The sequence below is a fragment of the Mesorhizobium sp. C089B genome (assembly GCF_030323125.1).
Taxonomy (GTDB): Bacteria; Pseudomonadota; Alphaproteobacteria; order Rhizobiales; family Rhizobiaceae; genus Mesorhizobium.
This window is the reverse complement of sequence record NZ_CP100469.1, coordinates 4524372-4540077: the sequence shown is the minus strand read 5'-3', so window position 1 is coordinate 4540077 and position 15706 is coordinate 4524372. Positions and strand designations below refer to the sequence as shown.

At 64.2% G+C, this 15706-nt stretch carries 12 protein-coding genes and 1 pseudogene; 7 read left to right on the top strand and 6 right to left on the bottom strand.

Annotated features, from left to right (window positions below):
- Window positions 1–69: 69 nt before the first annotated feature.
- The 5 genes and pseudogenes from NLY44_RS22390 (at window position 70) to NLY44_RS22370 (ending at window position 6413) form a co-directional block, all read left to right on the top strand.
- Window positions 70–1302, top strand: coding sequence for a 3-methyl-2-oxobutanoate dehydrogenase (2-methylpropanoyl-transferring) subunit alpha (locus tag NLY44_RS22390; protein WP_023706775.1), 1233 nt, complete (start codon window positions 70–72; stop codon window positions 1300–1302).
- Window positions 1303–1304: 2 nt separating this feature from the next.
- Complete coding sequence (locus NLY44_RS22385) at window positions 1305–2318, top strand: alpha-ketoacid dehydrogenase subunit beta (RefSeq protein WP_023687603.1); 1014 nt, start codon at window positions 1305–1307, stop codon at window positions 2316–2318.
- Between the two features lie 2 nt (window positions 2319–2320).
- Window positions 2321–3723: pseudogene (locus NLY44_RS22380) on the top strand (dihydrolipoamide acetyltransferase family protein).
- Between the two features lie 235 nt (window positions 3724–3958).
- A complete protein-coding gene (gene lpdA / locus NLY44_RS22375) occupies window positions 3959–5347 on the top strand; it encodes a dihydrolipoyl dehydrogenase (protein ID WP_286455041.1) in 1389 nt (462 codons plus the stop codon).
- 199 nt (window positions 5348–5546) lie between these two features.
- Window positions 5547–6413, top strand: coding sequence for a glycosyltransferase (locus tag NLY44_RS22370; RefSeq protein ID WP_286455040.1), 867 nt, complete (start codon window positions 5547–5549; stop codon window positions 6411–6413).
- 1 nt (window position 6414) lies between these two features.
- Here the strand turns inward: NLY44_RS22370 and NLY44_RS22365 are convergent, their stop codons facing one another.
- On the bottom strand, window positions 6415–7518 hold the full coding sequence (locus NLY44_RS22365) for a saccharopine dehydrogenase family protein (protein ID WP_023715718.1): 1104 nt from the start codon (window positions 7516–7518) through the stop codon (window positions 6415–6417).
- A gap of 150 nt (window positions 7519–7668) precedes the next feature.
- Between NLY44_RS22365 and NLY44_RS22360 the strand changes: the two genes are divergently transcribed.
- On the top strand, window positions 7669–8097 hold the full coding sequence (locus NLY44_RS22360; RefSeq protein ID WP_023805869.1) for an Lrp/AsnC family transcriptional regulator: 429 nt from the start codon (window positions 7669–7671) through the stop codon (window positions 8095–8097).
- A gap of 179 nt (window positions 8098–8276) precedes the next feature.
- On the opposite strand, the gene NLY44_RS22355 is transcribed toward NLY44_RS22360, so the two are convergent.
- The 5 genes from NLY44_RS22355 to NLY44_RS22335 form a co-directional block, all read right to left on the bottom strand.
- A complete protein-coding gene (locus NLY44_RS22355) occupies window positions 8277–10310 on the bottom strand; it encodes an aldo/keto reductase (protein ID WP_023805870.1) in 2034 nt (677 codons plus the stop codon).
- A gap of 27 nt (window positions 10311–10337) precedes the next feature.
- Window positions 10338–11417, bottom strand: coding sequence for an ABC transporter ATP-binding protein (locus tag NLY44_RS22350; RefSeq protein ID WP_023726711.1), 1080 nt, complete (start codon window positions 11415–11417; stop codon window positions 10338–10340).
- A 13-nt stretch (window positions 11418–11430) separates the two neighbouring features.
- Window positions 11431–12267 (bottom strand): carbohydrate ABC transporter permease, encoded by an 837-nt coding sequence (locus NLY44_RS22345; protein ID WP_023672164.1) that lies wholly within the window; start codon window positions 12265–12267, stop codon window positions 11431–11433.
- A 13-nt stretch (window positions 12268–12280) separates the two neighbouring features.
- Window positions 12281–13141, bottom strand: coding sequence for a carbohydrate ABC transporter permease (locus NLY44_RS22340; protein WP_023672163.1), 861 nt, complete (start codon window positions 13139–13141; stop codon window positions 12281–12283).
- 203 nt (window positions 13142–13344) lie between these two features.
- On the bottom strand, window positions 13345–14613 hold the full coding sequence (locus NLY44_RS22335) for an ABC transporter substrate-binding protein (RefSeq protein WP_023685055.1): 1269 nt from the start codon (window positions 14611–14613) through the stop codon (window positions 13345–13347).
- Between the two features lie 106 nt (window positions 14614–14719).
- On the opposite strand from NLY44_RS22335, the gene NLY44_RS22330 reads away from it, so the two are divergent.
- Window positions 14720–15589: a helix-turn-helix domain-containing protein gene (locus NLY44_RS22330; RefSeq protein ID WP_023706782.1), complete on the top strand. Its 870-nt coding sequence runs from the start codon at window positions 14720–14722 to the stop codon at window positions 15587–15589.
- Window positions 15590–15706 lie beyond the last annotated feature (117 nt).

The window sequence follows — 15706 nt, the reverse complement described above, 5'->3', positions numbered from 1 at the left end:
CATGAATTGGCGCTGTGCCGGGCGCGCGGATGTGCAAATATCACCGCAGCAAATGGGAGGACCATGGTCATGACCGATGCTGGGATGTTGCGGTTTCATGTGCCGGAGCCGGAAGTGCGGCCGGGCGGAACGCCCGACTTCTCCAACGTGCCTATCCCCAAGGCGGGCTCGGTGCCGCGACCGGACATCGATGTCGATCCGCGCACCATCCGCGACATGGCGTTTTCGATCATCCGCGTGCTCAACCGCACCGGTGAGGCGGTCGGGCCGTGGGCCGGGCTGCTCACCGACGAGGAGCTGCTCGAGGGGTTGCGCCACATGATGACGCTGCGCAGCTTCGATGCGCGCATGCAGATGGCGCAGCGCCAGGGCAAGACCTCGTTCTACATGCAGCATCTGGGCGAAGAGGCGGTGAGCTGCGCTTTCCGCAAGGCGCTGATGCCGGGCGACATGAATTTCCCGACCTATCGGCAAGCCGGCCTGCTTATAGCCGACGGCTATCCGATGGTCACGATGATGAACCAGATCTATTCCAACGAGGCCGATCCGCTCAAAGGGCGGCAATTGCCGATCATGTATTCGTCGAAGGAGCACGGCTTCTTCTCGATCTCCGGCAATTTGGCGACGCAATACATCCAGGCGGTCGGCTGGGCGATGGCTTCCGCTATCAGCAACGATTCGAAAATCGCGGCGGCGTGGATCGGCGACGGCTCGACGGCCGAATCCGATTTCCATTCCGCACTGGTGTTCGCCTCGACGTACAAGGCGCCGGTCATCCTCAATGTCGTCAACAACCAGTGGGCGATCTCGACGTTTCAAGGCATTGCGCGTGGCGGCTCCGGCACCTTTGCCGCGCGCGGCCTCGGCTTCGGCATTCCGGCGCTGCGCGTCGACGGCAATGATTATCTCGCCGTGCATGCCGTGGCCAAATGGGCGGCGGAGCGGGCGCGGCAGAATCTCGGGCCGACGCTGATCGAATATGTCACCTACCGTGCCGGCGCGCATTCGAGCTCGGACGATCCGTCGGCCTATCGGCCGAAGACGGAATCCGACGCCTGGCCGCTCGGCGATCCGGTGATGCGGCTGAAGAACCATCTGATTCAACGCGGCGTCTGGTCGGACGAGCGTCACGCCCAGGCCGAAGCGGAAATCCTCGAGACGGTGATCGCGGCGCAGAAGGAAGCTGAAGGCCACGGCACGCTGCATGCCGGCGGCAAGCCGTCGACGCGCGAGATGTTCGAGGGCGTGTTTGCCGAGATGCCGCCGCATCTCAGGCGCCAGCGCCAGCAGGCGGGAGTCTGACCATGCCGAGACGGACCATGATCGAGGCGATCCGCGACGCCATGGACGTGTCGATGGCGCGCGACGAACGCGTCATCGTCTATGGCGAGGATGTCGGCTTCTTCGGGGGTGTCTTCCGCTGCACGGCAGGCCTGCAAGCGAAGTACGGCAAGAGCCGCTGCTTCGATGCGCCGATCAACGAATCCGGCATTGTCGGCTCCGCCATCGGCATGGCCGCCTATGGGCTGAAGCCATGCGTGGAAATTCAGTTTGCCGACTACATGTACCCGGCTTACGACCAGCTGACGCAGGAAGCAGCACGCCTGCGCTACCGCTCGAACGGCGATTTCACCTGCCCGATCGTTGTCCGCATGCCGACCGGCGGCGGCATTTTTGGCGGCCAGACGCACAGCCAGAGCCCGGAAGCGCTGTTCACCCATGTGTCGGGGCTGAAGACGGTGGTGCCGTCCAATCCTCATGATGCCAAGGGGCTGCTGATCGCCGCGATCGAGGATCCCGATCCGGTGATTTTTCTGGAGCCGAAGCGGCTCTATAACGGACCGTTCGATGGCCATCACGACCGACCGGTGACGCCATGGTCGAAGCATGAACTGGGCGAGGTCGCCGACGGCCATTACACGGTGCCGCTCGGCAAGGCGGCGATCCGCCGGGCGGGCTCGGCCGTCACCGTGCTCGCCTACGGCACCATGGTCTATGTCGCGCAGGCGGCCGTGGAAGAAACCGGCATCGATGCCGAGATCATCGATTTGCGGACCCTGCTGCCGCTCGATCTCGACGCGATAGTCGCTTCGGTGAAGAAGACCGGACGCTGCGTCGTCGTGCACGAGGCGACACTGACCTCCGGCTTCGGCGCCGAGCTGTCGGCGCTGGTGCAGGAAAATTGTTTTTACCATCTGGAAGCGCCGGTGGCGCGCGTCACCGGTTGGGACACGCCCTACCCGCATGCGCAGGAATGGGATTATTTCCCGGGGCCGGCCCGTGTCGGCCGCGCGCTTCTCGAAACCATGGGAGCCTAGGGATGGGCGAACACATCATCAAGCTGCCCGATGTCGGCGAAGGCGTTGCCGAGGCGGAGCTGGTGGAATGGCACGTCAAGGTCGGCGACCTCGTGCGCGAGGACGCTTTGCTCGCCGCCGTGATGACCGACAAGGCGACGGTGGAAATACCTTCGCCGGTCGATGGCGAGATCCTGTGGCTGGGCGCCGAGATCGGCGACACGGTGGCGATCGGCTCGCCCATCGTGCGGCTGAAAGTGGCGGGGAGGGCAATGTCGCCGAAGGCTCGAAATCGTCAGAGGTCACGGCGGCACCGACCCCCACCCCTGCCGGGGCGAGCCACGGGTCTCGCCCGTCCTCCGGACCCCCACAAGAGGGAGGCGTTTCGGCGACGAAATCCGACGCCAAGTCGCCACCACCTGCACCAGCAGCCAAAAGCGCACGGGCAGCTGAGACTGAATCCCCCTCCCCCTTGTGGGGAGGGGCTAAGGGTGGGGGTGCTGCGCCGACATCTAAAGGTGCGGCACCCTCCGGCGCGCCGCGCCCGGAGGGCGAAAAGCCCCTGGCGTCGCCCGCCATCCGGCTCAGGGCGAAGGAGGCGGGGATCGATCTGCGCCAGGTGTCGGGTACCGGCCCTGCCGGCCGCATCAGCCACGAAGATATCGAGGCATTCCTGGCACGCGGACCGCAGGTAGCGAAGGCGTCGGGTCTGGCGCGCAATGACAGCGTCGAGGATATCAAGGTCATCGGACTGCGGCGCAAGATCGCCGAAAAAATGTCGCTGGCGAAGTCACGCATCCCGCACATCACCTATGTCGAGGAGATCGACGTCACAGCACTTGAGGAGTTGCGCGCGGCGCTCAACAAGGAAAAGCGCAAGGGTGTGGAGAGGCCGAAGCTGACGCTGCTGCCGTTCCTGATGCGGGCGATGGTCAAGGCGATTGCCGACCAGCCCAACATTAACGCGCTGTTCGACGACGAGGCCGGCATCATCCATCAGCATGGCGGCGTCCATATCGGCATTGCCGCGCAGACGCCGTCGGGCCTGGTGGTGCCGGTGGTCAAGCACGCCGAGGCGCGCGACCTCTGGGATTGCGCGGCCGAGCTCAACCGCCTGGCCGAAGCGGCGAAGTCCGGCACGGCCAGCCGCGACGAGCTGTCGGGATCGACCATCACCATCACCTCGCTCGGCGCCATGGGCGGCGTGGCGACGACGCCGGTCATCAATCATCCTGAGGTGGCGATCGTCGGCGTCAACAAGATGATGGTGCGGCCGGTCTGGGACGGCACCCAGTTCATCCCGCGCAAGATGATGAACCTGTCATCGAGCTTCGATCACCGGGTGGTCGACGGCTGGGATGCGGCGGTGTTTGTGCAGCGGATCAAGGCGCTGATTGAGACGCCAGCGCTGATATTCGTGGATTGAGGGGCGGAACGACCGAGATGACGGCGGGACAGCGCCCCCCTCTGCCTTACCAGGCATTTCCCCCACAAGGGGGGAGATTGGACGTCACGCAGGGTTTCGCCAATCTCCATCGTTGCAGGAATGAGCGAAGCGAAGAAGCTGCTGATCTCCCCCCTCGTGGGGGAGATGTCCGGCAGGACAGAGGGGGGCGCGAAGGATCGCGACGGAACATTCCCTCGCATCAAAGGGTCACGCCATGAAAGAAATCTCCTGCAAGCTGCTGGTCATCGGCGCCGGGCCCGGCGGCTACGTCTGCGCTATCCGTGCCGGCCAGCTCGGCATCGATACGGTGATCGTTGAAGCCGGCAAACCGGGCGGCACCTGTCTCAATGTCGGCTGCATCCCGTCCAAGGCGATGATCCATGCGGCGGAAGAGTTCGAGAAGGTCGCGCATATGGCCGGCGGCAGCAGTCCGCTCGGCATCTCGGTAGCAGCGCCCGTGCTCGATCTCGGCAAGACGGTTGCGTGGAAGGACGGCATTGTTAGCCGGCTGACCGGGGGCGTTGCCGGGCTACTGAAGAAGGCCAAGGTCAAGACCGTCTATGGCTGGGCGACGTTCCGCGACGGCAAGACCGTCGCGGTCGAGACCGAGACCGGCACCCAGATCATCCGCGCCGAAACGGTTGTGATCGCCACCGGCTCGGCCACGGTGGAACTGCCGTTCCTGCCGTTCGGCGGCCCGGTGATTTCATCCACAGAAGCGCTGGCTCTCGGCGAGGTGCCGAAAAAGCTCGCCGTGGTCGGCGGCGGCTATATCGGGCTGGAACTCGGCATGGCGTTCGCCAAAATGGGCGCCGCGGTGACCGTGGTCGAGGCGCTGCCGCGCGTGCTGGCGCAGTATGATGCGGAACTGACCCGGCCGGTGGTGAAACGGCTGGCCCAGCTCGGCGTCGAGGTGATGCTTGGCGCCAAGGCCAAGGGGGTCAAGGGCGACGCGCTGCTGGTCGAGACCGCGGACGGCAAGAGCACCAAAATCGCGGCAGACAAGATCCTGGTCACGGTCGGCCGCAAGCCGGTGACGGAGGGCTGGGGCCTCGATCAGATCGATCTCGACATGGCCGGCAAGTTCATCAATATCGACGACCAGTGCCGCAGCTCGATGCGCGGCATCTATGCCATCGGCGACGTCACCGGCGAGCCGATGCTGGCGCACCGGGCGATGGCGCAAGGCGAAATGGTGGCCGAGATCGTCGCCGGCCACAAGCGCAGCTGGGACAAGCGCTCGATCCCGGCCGTCTGCTTCACCGATCCGGAGCTGGTGACGGCAGGGCTAACGCCGGAGGAGGCGAAGGCTTCAGGCGAAATCAAGATCGGCCAGTTCCCCTTCGCCGCCAACGGCCGGGCGATGACGAAACTCGGCGAGGACGGGTTTGTTCGTGTTGTCGCCCGCGCGGACAACCATCTGGTGCTGGGCATCCAGGCGGTCGGGCAAGGCGTGTCGGAACTGGCGGCGGCGTTCGGCCTGGCGCTGGAAATGGGCGCGCGGCTGGAGGATATCGCCGGGACCATCCATGCGCATCCGACGCAGGGCGAGGGGTTCCAGGAAGCCGCGCTGAAGGCGCTGGGCCACGCGCTGCATGTTTGAAGGGGTTTTTACCCTCCCCCTTGTGGGGAGGGTCGATCCGCGAAGCGGAGTGGGGTGGGGGTCCTCGTAGGGCGCACCCCCACCCCGTCTCGCCATCTCCGCTTCGCTCCGACCGCGAGCCGACCCTCTCCACAAGGGGGAGGGTGGCCGCTCAGCCGTTGGTTGTCGCAGATCAGCGGAATGTACTAAGTGTCGGTCCATGGACACCGGCCTGAAGAAATACATCGCCATACGCTACAACATCGCCGCTGGCTTCAAGCCAAGCCAGTGGGACGGAAAGGGCCGCGCCAATCTCGACCCGGTCTGGCTGGTCGAGCGCCTGGCGTTGTTCGACACCTATTGCGCGTCGTCGCTCGAAGGCCAGTCGCTGAAGGATTTTACCGTCCTTATGGCGTTCGATGCCGATACGCACGAGAACTATATTCGCACCGTGTGCAGCTGCGTGGCCGGTGTCGACGTCAGGCCGATCCTTGTCGAGGCGGGCGAGGATTACAATGATCGCTTCAATGCCTTCGTCCAGGCCGATACCGATGCCGACTATGTTTCGCTCACGCGGCTCGACAGCGACGACGCGCTGGCGCCGACCTTCATGGAGCGCGTCGAGCACTACGCGCGCCGGGAGATCGAAAAGCGTGTGGTGGACCTGCAGCCGCTCTACATTGCCTTTCCGGACGGCCAGAATTTCGACACGGCAAGCGGACGCTACACGCACCACGACTATGTCACGTCGGCGTTCGGCACGCTGGTCGAAAGGAGATCGCCGGCGATGAGCGGCGTCTACAGCGAGCACCACGCAAAAATGGCGACGCGCTTCAACACCGTCGTGGGGGCATCGAAGGGCGCGCAATGGTGCATCGTCATCCATGACAACAACGCCGCCAACGTGTTGAGGGGGAAGCCGGTCTCGGGGCCCTCCTTCACGGTGGGCCGACCGGGTGTCGAACCCAAGGTGCCAGCGCGAAGGCAAAGCGCGCCACGACAGGCGACGCAGCCCCGCATGGCGCCGCGGACCGCAGGCAACTTCATCCGGTTTCTGCTCGGACGACCGATGGCTCTGCGGAAGTAGCTCAGCTTGCCAGCCGGCTTACCATCTCGTGCTGCGCATAAGCGCGCCCAAAACGATTGGCGAGAAACGCATCCAGCGCGATGTTTTCCTGCTTGACGAAGCCGGTCGCCGGCAAGGTGCCGTCGGCCAGCATGTCGAGCACGGCGCAGATGCCGGAGGCGGTGGTGATCTGGATTGCGCTGCGCACCTGGTTGCCGATGCGCTGCGAATAGATCTTGTTGGCGTAGGTTTCCTGCAGCAGGCGGCCATTGCGGCGGCCCGAGACGGTGACGAAGACGATGACCACATCCTGCAGCGTTGCCGGCAGGGCGCTCTCGAAGATATCCTTCAGCACGTCGCGGCGGTGGCGCAGGCCGAGATCGTTGAGCAGCGCCTTCATGATCGCCGCGTGGCCGGGATAGCGGATGGTGCGGTAGTTCAGCGTGCGCACCTTGCCCTTCAGCGTCTCGGCCAGCGTGCCGAGACCGCCAGAGGTGTTGAAGGCCTCATAGGTGACGCCGTCGAGCGAGAACTCTTCGCGCTCCTCCAGCGGCGGCACCTCGATCAGCTCGCCCTCGACGATCGCCTCGCAGGGTTCGCAATATTCGTTGATGACGCCGTCGGTGCTCCAGGTCAGATTGTAGTTCAGCGCATTGGACGGGTATTGCGGCAGCGCGCCGACGCGCATGCGAACGCTTTCCAGCGTGTCGAAGCGGCTGGCGAGATCATTGGCGACGATCGAGATGAAGCCCGGCGCCAGGCCGCATTGCGGAATGAAGGCGCTGTTGCCCGACTTGGCCAGCTCCTTGACGCGGCGGGTCGAGACGACATCCTCGGTCAAATCGAGATAGTGCACGCCGGTGGCGGCGGCCGCTTCGGCGATGCGCGTGGTCAAATGGAAGGGGGCGGCGCTCAGCACGGCGAAGGCGCCGGCAAGGGCGGCCTCGAGTGCGCCCGGCGCTGCGATATCGAGCTCCAGCCCCTCGACGCCGGCGGGAAGTTCGGCCGCGGCAAGCTGCGCCGCCGCGCGGTCGATAACGGTGACGTGGTAGTCGCCGCTGTCGGCGAGCATGCCTGCAATGGTGGAGCCGATCTTGCCGGCGCCGACGACGATGATTTTCTTCATGACCTTGCCCCTCGTGAAAACTCTTTGGCCCAGACCGCCGCGCGGTGGACGCGATGCCTTCAAGAATCGCAGCTTGCCTGTCGAAAGGAAGCGTGGGATCGTTCGAAATGAACCCTGCAATTGAACGATACGCCGACGAGGTTCGTCGAAATGCTCAGTGACGCCGAACAAAAACTGCTTTCCCTGCTGCGCGCCAATGCCCGCGCGTCGACCGCGGAACTGGCGCGCCAGCTCGGCGTTTCGCGCACGACGGTGCAGAGCCGGATCGAGCGGCTGGAACAGCGCGGCATCATCACCGGCTATGGCGTGCGGATGGCGCCGGACTACGAGCAGGGGCTGGTGCGGGCGCATGTGCTGCTCACCGTCACGCCCAAGCTCGCCGACAAGGTGGTGCGGGCGCTGCAGGCGCTGCCGCCGGTACGGACGCTGCACTCGGTGAGCGGCAATTTCGACATGATCGTCATCGTCGACGCGCCGTCGATCAGGGATCTGGATGCGTTGCTGGACGAGATCGGCGCGATGGACGGGGTCGAGCGGACGTCGTCGTCTATTATTTTGTCGACACGGATCGATCGGTAGGTGGGACGCATGAGCTGCTAATCTCCCCCCTTGAGGGGGAGATGGCCGGCAGGCCAGAGGGGGTCGGTTCGACTGGGCTCGGCCTACCTGCCGCTGCAGAAGGAGGTTAGCGCTCCACGCGAGGCGACCCCCTCTGTCGCCTTCGGCGACATCTCCCCCTCAAGGGGGGAGATTAGCTGCTAAGCCCGCCGCCTTTCCGGCCCGCTATCCAGCCACGCCACATCCTCCGCCGACAGCCTGATATCCAGCGCCTTCAAGCTGTCCTCCAACTCGTCCAGCGTGCGTGGGCCGATCAATGGCACCGACGGAAAGGGCTGCGCCAGCACATAGGCGAGCGCGATGTGGATCGGACTTTTGCCCAGGCGCTGCGCCAGCTCGATGGCACGGTCGCGGCGGCCGAAATTTTTCTCCGAGTACCAGACCCGCACCAGCTCCTCATTGTCCTGCTTGTCGCGGCCGGCGCGGTCGGTGAAGAAGCCGCGGCCCTGGCTCGACCAGGCGAAGTTGGGCATCTGCCTTTTCGTCAGCCAGGATTTCCAGTCGTCGGTGGACGAGGTGATGCAGCCGGCCCAGATCGGTTCCAGCATCTCGGCCAGCGAGAAATTGTTGGAGAGCACGCCGGGCTTCTGCTTGCCGGTGCGCTCGGCATAGGCAATCGCCTCGTCCATGCGCGCCATCGTCCAGTTCGAGCCGCCGAACGGGCCACGGATGCGGCCGGCCTTGACCTCGGCGTCCATCGCATCGACGAATTCGCCGACCGGCACATCCGGGTTGTCGCGGTGCATGAAATAGAGGTCGACATGGTCGGTCTGCAGCCGGTCCAACGACTGGGCGAGCTGCTTGCCGATGACATCGGGATAGCAGAGCGGCGAGTGGGCGCCCTTGGCGATGATCACCGACTGCTCGCGCACGCCGCGATTCCTGAGCCACTGGCCAAGCAGCGTTTCGGTGTAGCCGGCGCCGTAGACATAGCCGGTATCGAACAGATTGCCGCCGGTCTCGAAGAAGGCGTCGAGCAGGATTGCGCCCGACGAGAAGGTGCGGAAATCCTCGAAGCCGAGCGCCACCACGGAGGCCGGCTTCGACAGGCCCGGAATCTTGCGCTTGCCAATGGCCGTGCCGCCGGTGCGCAGCGGCCGGCCCGAAATGGTGTTGGTTCGCTTAGCCGGCTTTTCGATCTCATATTCGAGCCCGACGGCGGCGCGCCATCTGTCGAGGACGCGCAGCGTGCCGAGGCTGTCGGCCCAGCTCATGCCCGGCCAGGCGAACTCCTGTTTGCCGGCCAGGATCGCCTCGCCGGCGGCGTCGACCTCGAAGGAATAGAGATGGCGGGTTTCGTTGACGCTGATGGTATCGCGCGTGTCGTCGGCGAGGATTACATCGATCCGGCCAGGGCCGCCATCGCGGTTGCCGCCGCCGGCGAACCAGAAATCCGGCACTTCGATGCGGCCCTTGGTGCCGAGGATGCGCAGCACATTGTCCTGTTTCAGCGAGATGCTGCAGGACACCTCGGCGACGATGCCACCGGGGAAATGCAGCAGCGCCGAGGCCCATTCGTCGACGCCGGACTTGCCGAGATGGGCGGTGCCGACAACCTTGTCCGGCTCGGCGAAGGGTTTTCCAGTCGCAGCCCCGGCAATCAGCCGCACCATCGAGACGGGATAGCCGCCGACATCGAGGATGCCGCCGCCGGCGAGATAGTTGGCGTAGAGCCGGTGCTCGGGCATGAAGCCCGGCATGGCGAAGCCGAAGCTCGACTTCATCAGCCTGACATCGCCGATGACGCCCGACTTGATGAGTTCCACCAGCTTCGCCGTCTGCGGGTGCAGCCGGTACATGAACGCTTCGCCGAGGAAGGTGCCGGCCTTGCGCGCAGCATGGATCATGGCGTCGGCCTCGAAGGCGGTCAGCGCCAGCGGCTTTTCGCACAGCACATGCTTGCCGGCTTCCGCCGCCTTGATTGCCCATTCGGCATGGCCGGGATGCGGGATGGCGATATAGACGGCGTCGACCTCGGGGTCAGCGAGCAGCGCGTCGTAACCGTCGAGGATGCGGGCGCCGGGAAACGTCTCGGCCAGGCCTGCCTTGCCGGGATTGCGGGCGCCGAGCGCCACGATCGTGCCGGTGCGCGAGCCTGCCACGCCGCGGGCGAACGCTTTGGCGATGTCGCCGGGCCCGAGTACCCCCCAGCGGATGGGCGCGGTTGCAGTCATGATCATTCTCCTTGCATAGCTGGAAGGTCAGCGCAGCCGCTGGCCGTTTTCATCGAACAGATAGGATTTGCGGATGGACACGGTGATCTCCTGGGTGTCGGGGACCTTTGCCGCGTCGCGCTGGATCACCAGGTCTTCGCCATGGGCGGTCCTGGCATAGATGAAGCTGGTGCCGCCGAGATGCTCGACCACGTCGATGCCGACGGTGAGGTCGGCGTCGCCTTCGCCGCCATTGCCGAAATGTTCGGGCCGCACGCCGACAATGACCTTGGCTCCTGTTTGCGGCACGGCGCCGGTCAACGGTTGCATGATGCGGGTCTTTTCCTCGCCCACCAGCTCGACGGTGACGCTGCTCGTGTTGCGCCCGACGACGCGGCCCTTGATGAAATTCATCTTCGGCGAGCCGACGAAGCCGGCGACGAACTGGTTGTCGGGATTGTCGTAGAGATCGAGCGGCCTGCCGATCTGCTCGACATGGCCGCCGCGCAGCACGACGATCCGGTCGGCCAGCGTCATCGCTTCGGTCTGGTCGTGGGTGACATAGATCATCGTCGTGCCGAGCTCCTTGTGCAGGCGCGAGATCTCGACCCGCATCTGGACGCGCAGCTCGGCGTCGAGATTGCTCAACGGCTCGTCGAACAGGAAGACTTGCGGTTCGCGCACGATGGCGCGGCCGATGGCAACGCGCTGGCGCTGGCCGCCGGACAATTGCCTCGGCCGCCGCGCCATCAACTCTGTGATGCGCAGGATTTCGGAGGCCCGCTTCACCCGCCGCTCGGTGTCCTCCTTGGGGTTGCCGGTCATCCTGAGGCCAAAGCTCAGATTCTGCTCCACGCTCATGTGCGGGTAGAGCGCGTAGGACTGGAACACCATGGCGATGCCGCGCTCGGCCGGCTCGACATCGTTCATCACCTTGCCGCCAATGGCGATCTCGCCGCCGCTGATATCCTCCAGCCCGGCGATCATCCTGAGCAGCGTCGATTTTCCACAACCCGACGGGCCGACAAAGACGACGAACTCGCCATCGGCGATATCGATGTTGGCGCCATGGATGATCTCATAGACGCCGAAGCGTTTTACGACATTGGTGAGGGTGACTGCCGCCATATCGCTGTTGTCCCTACTTGACGGCACCGGCGGCGATGCCGGCGATGAAATGGCGCTGCAGCAGCACGAAGACGACCAGCATCGGTACGGTCAGCATGACGGCGCCGGCCATGATGCCGCCCCATGAGACCTTGGTCAGGCCGATCAGCGTGCCGAGCGCCACAGGGGCCGTCATCGCGCCGGGCTGGCTGTTGATCAAAAGCGGCCAGAGATAATTGTTCCACGAGGCGAGGAACAGGATGATGGCGAGCGCCGCCAGCATCGGCCGCGCCAGCGGCAAAGCGACGAACAGGAAGATACGCCATTCCTTGACGCCCTCGACACGTGCCGCGTCGAAAAGGTCGGCCGGCATCATCGAGAAAGCCTGGCGCATGAACAGCACGCCCAGCGAATTGAACAAGGGTGGCACGATCAGCGCAATCCAGGTGTTGGCGAGCTGGAAGTCGCGCGCCACCATGATGAATTGCGGGATCAGCACCACCGCATAGGGCAGCGTGATGGTGCCGAGGATGATCGCCACCACCGCGCCCTTGCCGAAGAACTGATAGCGGGCGAGCGCCCAGCCGGCCATCGAGGTCAGCAGCACCGAGAAGAAGGTGTAGGTCACCGCCACCGCCACCGAAATGCCGATAGCGCCGACGAAATTGGTGTCGCGCTGCAGGTTGTTGAAATTGTCGACGAAATTGCCGTGCGGCAGAAGCTCGATGCCGGGGCTGAAAATGCCGTTGTCGGGCATGGTCGAAAACACCACCATCATCCACAGCGGAAACAGCCAGATCACCGCCAGCGGTGTCAGGACCAGATGCAGCAGGACGCTGCGGCCGAGCCGGCGTTGCGACAGCGAACTCATTTCGGCTCCCCTCTCATTTCGGCTCTCGTGTCAGCCACAGCTGCACCAGCGTGATGGCGATTGCCAGCCCCGCCATGGTGTAGGCGACGGCCGAGGCGTAGCCGAAATTGAGCGAGCGAAAACCCTGGCGGTAGAGCAGCAGGCCAAGCGTCTCGGTGCCGCCGCCGGGGCCGCCGCGCTCCGTGATCAGGAACGGCTCGGTGAACAGCTGCATCGTGCCGATGATCGACAGCACGGCGCAAAACACGATGACCGGCTTGAGCAGCGGCAGCGTTATGTAGAAGAACTGCTTGAGCTTGCTGACGCGGTCGAGCGTCGCTGCTTCATAGACGTCCTCGGGGATCGACTGCAGGCCGGCGAGCAGGATGATGGCGTTGTAGCCGGCCCAGCGCCAGGTTACCGCGATCATGATCAGCGCCATGGCCGGTGTGACGTTGGAGAACCAGTCGATCTTGGCCAGGCCGACGCCGGCGAGGAGCTTGTTGATGATGCCGAAATCCAGGTTGAACATCAGCCGGAACACGGCGGAATAGGCGACCTCGCCGACCACCACCGGAGCGAAGAAGGCAAAGCGGTAGAGGCCACGTGCTTTCAGCAGCGGCGAGTTCAGCAGCACCGCCATGATGATCGCCAGCGAGATCATCACCGGCACCTGGATGACGAGGATGAGCAGCGTGTTCTTCAGCGCGTTGAAGAAAGCGGGGTCGCCGATCAGGCGGCCCCAGTTGAACGTCGGCGCAAAGCGCCAGGGCACCGTGCGCGTCGCCTGGAAGGAAATCATGAACGAGGAGATGATCGGCCACACCCAGAAGATGGCAAAGATCAGAAGGTAGGGCGTAAGGAAGCGATAGGCCGTGGCGTTCTGGTAGCGCATGGTTTCCTCCTCCTTCCTCTTTCCCGGTTGATATCCGGCGTGTTGTTAGCCGGCGGACGCCGCCGGCAATTGGCGAACTGTTGGGCGAGAGCGTCCCTTTCCCCGCCACTATACGGGGAGAGGATGCCGGCAGGCAGGTGAGGGGCAGCGCCAACAGTCCGGCAAATTGCCCTATATCTGGCCCGCCAGCATCACCGCCTTGGTCACTTGATCGGCAGTCCCGTCGCCGAAGCGATCTGGCTGGCGGCGTCGTCGAGGGCGGCCTTGGCATCGGGATAGCCGCCGCCGAGATATTTGGTCTGCACGGCGCGCATGATGATTTCGGCGTCGCTCTGGAACGGCGTGCCGCGGCTCGGCACCACCTTGGGCAGCGTGGCGAGAATGTCCTTCCACACTGCCTGGCCGCCCCAATAGGGCAGGCCCTGCGAGACGTAGGGGTCGTCGAGGGCCGAGATCAGTGACGGCACCAGGCCGAAATCCCTGAGCATGGTGATCTGGCCTTCATTGGTCTCGAGCGTGTATTTCAGATAGGCGTAGGCGGCCTCCTTGTTCTTCGAGGCTGAGGTGATGGCGAGCGACGAGCCTCCGAGATTGGCGGCGCGCGGGCCGTCGGCGGTCAGGCTCGGCATCAGATAGACACCCCATTTGCCGTTTTCGCCGGCGGATTCGGTGCGGATGGTGCCCTCATACCAGCCGCCATAGACCTGGGTGGCGACGGTGCCGGCGGTGTTGTTGGTGATCTTGGTGCCCCAGTCGGCCGACGAGATGATGCCGGCGTCCTTCATGTCCTTGATCTTGGCCAGCGTGTCGACGCATTTCGGCTGGTTGACGGTGATCGACTGCCCATCGGCGGCGAAATAGCCGCAACCCTGTTCGTTGGAAATCATGCGGAAGAATTCGGTGTCGCCGTTGAAATCGGCATTGGTCATGGTGACGCCGGGATTGGCGGCCTGGACCTTCTTGCCGGCGGCGATGAAATCGTCCCAGGTCTTGATCGAGGCCGGATCGACGCCGGCCTTCTCGTAGAAGTCGCGGCGGTAGAAGGCGGCTACCGGGCCGGAATCCCACGGCATGGCATAGGCCTTGTCGCCGACCTCCAGTTCGGTGCGCTTGAAGTCCGGGAATTTCTTCTGGTCGTCGGCGGTGTAGCCCAGCGTGTGCAAATCGACGAAGCAATCGGGGAACTGGCTCCAGTAATTCTCGGCCTCGCCGTTTTCGATCGAGACGATATCGGGCAGGCCGACGCCGCCGGCCGCGCAGCCGGCGATCGACTTGTCATAGGTCGGCTGGTTGCCGAGATCCTGAACGGTGACCTTGACGTCGGGATGCTGTTTGTTGAAGCCGGCCACCGTCGCCTTCAGCGACGAAGCGGCGATATTCCAGCTCCAGATCGTGATTTCGCCGGACTGCGCCAAAGCCGGGGTTGAGCCCAGGCCAAGCGCCAGCGCGGCACAGATCAGTGTCGTGCGCATTGAAATCCTCCCATTTCATTTGCTCTCTCTTCGCGAGCATGGCTAGACTAGGCGGCGCGGAAGGCTTGTCCCTGACAACGGGAATAAAAGATGGGCGGAAAGTAAGATGCCGGAACGGCCGTTTTACCAGCCTGGCGCCAGCAGCGTCGAAGGCCTGCCGATGGCTTTGCAGATGTTTCACAACCATCCGCTGGTGATGCTGAAGCCGCATTGGCATGCCCAGGTCGAGGTCAATTTCATCGTCCGCGGCAGCGTGCACTACCGCATGAACGAGCACGAGATCGCGCTCACGGCGGGCGACATGTGCCTGTTCTGGGGCGGGCTGCCGCACCAGATGGACGATCTCTCCGACGACGCCATCTATGCCGGCGCGCATCTGCCGCTGGTGCATTTCTTCCGCCTGCACCTGCCGACGGATGTCCGCCACCGGCTGATGACCGGCGCCACGCTGGTGACATCGGCGACCGACCAGGCCGACCATCACAATTTCGAACGCTGGAACCGCTATTTCCGCTCGGGCGATCCGGCGATAACCGAGCACGCCGTGAACGAGCTGCTGCTGCGGTTGGAGCGGGTGCGCTTCGAGCCCTACCGGCTGGTGCCGGAAACCGCCATCGGCCAGGAACCCGGCGGCCCGTTCGACCAGCAATCGCTGCGCAATGTCGGGCGCATGTGCGACTTCATCGCCGAGAATTTCCTCTACGACATAGACTGCGTCGACATTGCCGCTGCCGCCGACATCCACCCCAAATACGCCATGAGCATTTTCAAGAAATCGACAGGCATGACGCTCAACGAATATATGAATCTGCTGCGGCTGAGCTATGCGCAGGCGCTTTTGATGCATGAAGACGCCAATGTGCTGCGCGTCGCCATGGATTCAGGCTTCGGCTCGCTCAGCGCCTTCAACAAATCCTTCCGCAAGCTGGCGGGGATGTCGCCCTCGGATTTTCGCCGGGGTGCGGTGGGCCGGTAGGTTCAACGGTCGTCTTGATCAACCCGCAGCCGTTCGGGTGGAAACATGTGCAAGGCTAATCGCGACCACCTTTGTCGACTGCGATCATCAACTTGGAGAATTGTCAGCGACTTCGCG

Coding starts and splice junctions, on each gene's coding strand:
- NLY44_RS22390 (WP_023706775.1), top strand. CDS start 70: ATGACCGATGCTGGGATGTTGCGGTTTCATGTGCCGGAGCCGGAAGTG.
- NLY44_RS22385 (WP_023687603.1), top strand. CDS start 1,305: ATGCCGAGACGGACCATGATCGAGGCGATCCGCGACGCCATGGACGTG.
- lpdA (WP_286455041.1), top strand. CDS start 3,959: ATGAAAGAAATCTCCTGCAAGCTGCTGGTCATCGGCGCCGGGCCCGGC.
- NLY44_RS22370 (WP_286455040.1), top strand. CDS start 5,547: ATGGACACCGGCCTGAAGAAATACATCGCCATACGCTACAACATCGCC.
- NLY44_RS22365 (WP_023715718.1), bottom strand. CDS start 7,518: ATGAAGAAAATCATCGTCGTCGGCGCCGGCAAGATCGGCTCCACCATT.
- NLY44_RS22360 (WP_023805869.1), top strand. CDS start 7,669: ATGCTCAGTGACGCCGAACAAAAACTGCTTTCCCTGCTGCGCGCCAAT.
- NLY44_RS22355 (WP_023805870.1), bottom strand. CDS start 10,310: ATGACTGCAACCGCGCCCATCCGCTGGGGGGTACTCGGGCCCGGCGAC.
- NLY44_RS22350 (WP_023726711.1), bottom strand. CDS start 11,417: ATGGCGGCAGTCACCCTCACCAATGTCGTAAAACGCTTCGGCGTCTAT.
- NLY44_RS22345 (WP_023672164.1), bottom strand. CDS start 12,267: ATGAGTTCGCTGTCGCAACGCCGGCTCGGCCGCAGCGTCCTGCTGCAT.
- NLY44_RS22340 (WP_023672163.1), bottom strand. CDS start 13,141: ATGCGCTACCAGAACGCCACGGCCTATCGCTTCCTTACGCCCTACCTT.
- NLY44_RS22335 (WP_023685055.1), bottom strand. CDS start 14,613: ATGCGCACGACACTGATCTGTGCCGCGCTGGCGCTTGGCCTGGGCTCA.
- NLY44_RS22330 (WP_023706782.1), top strand. CDS start 14,720: ATGCCGGAACGGCCGTTTTACCAGCCTGGCGCCAGCAGCGTCGAAGGC.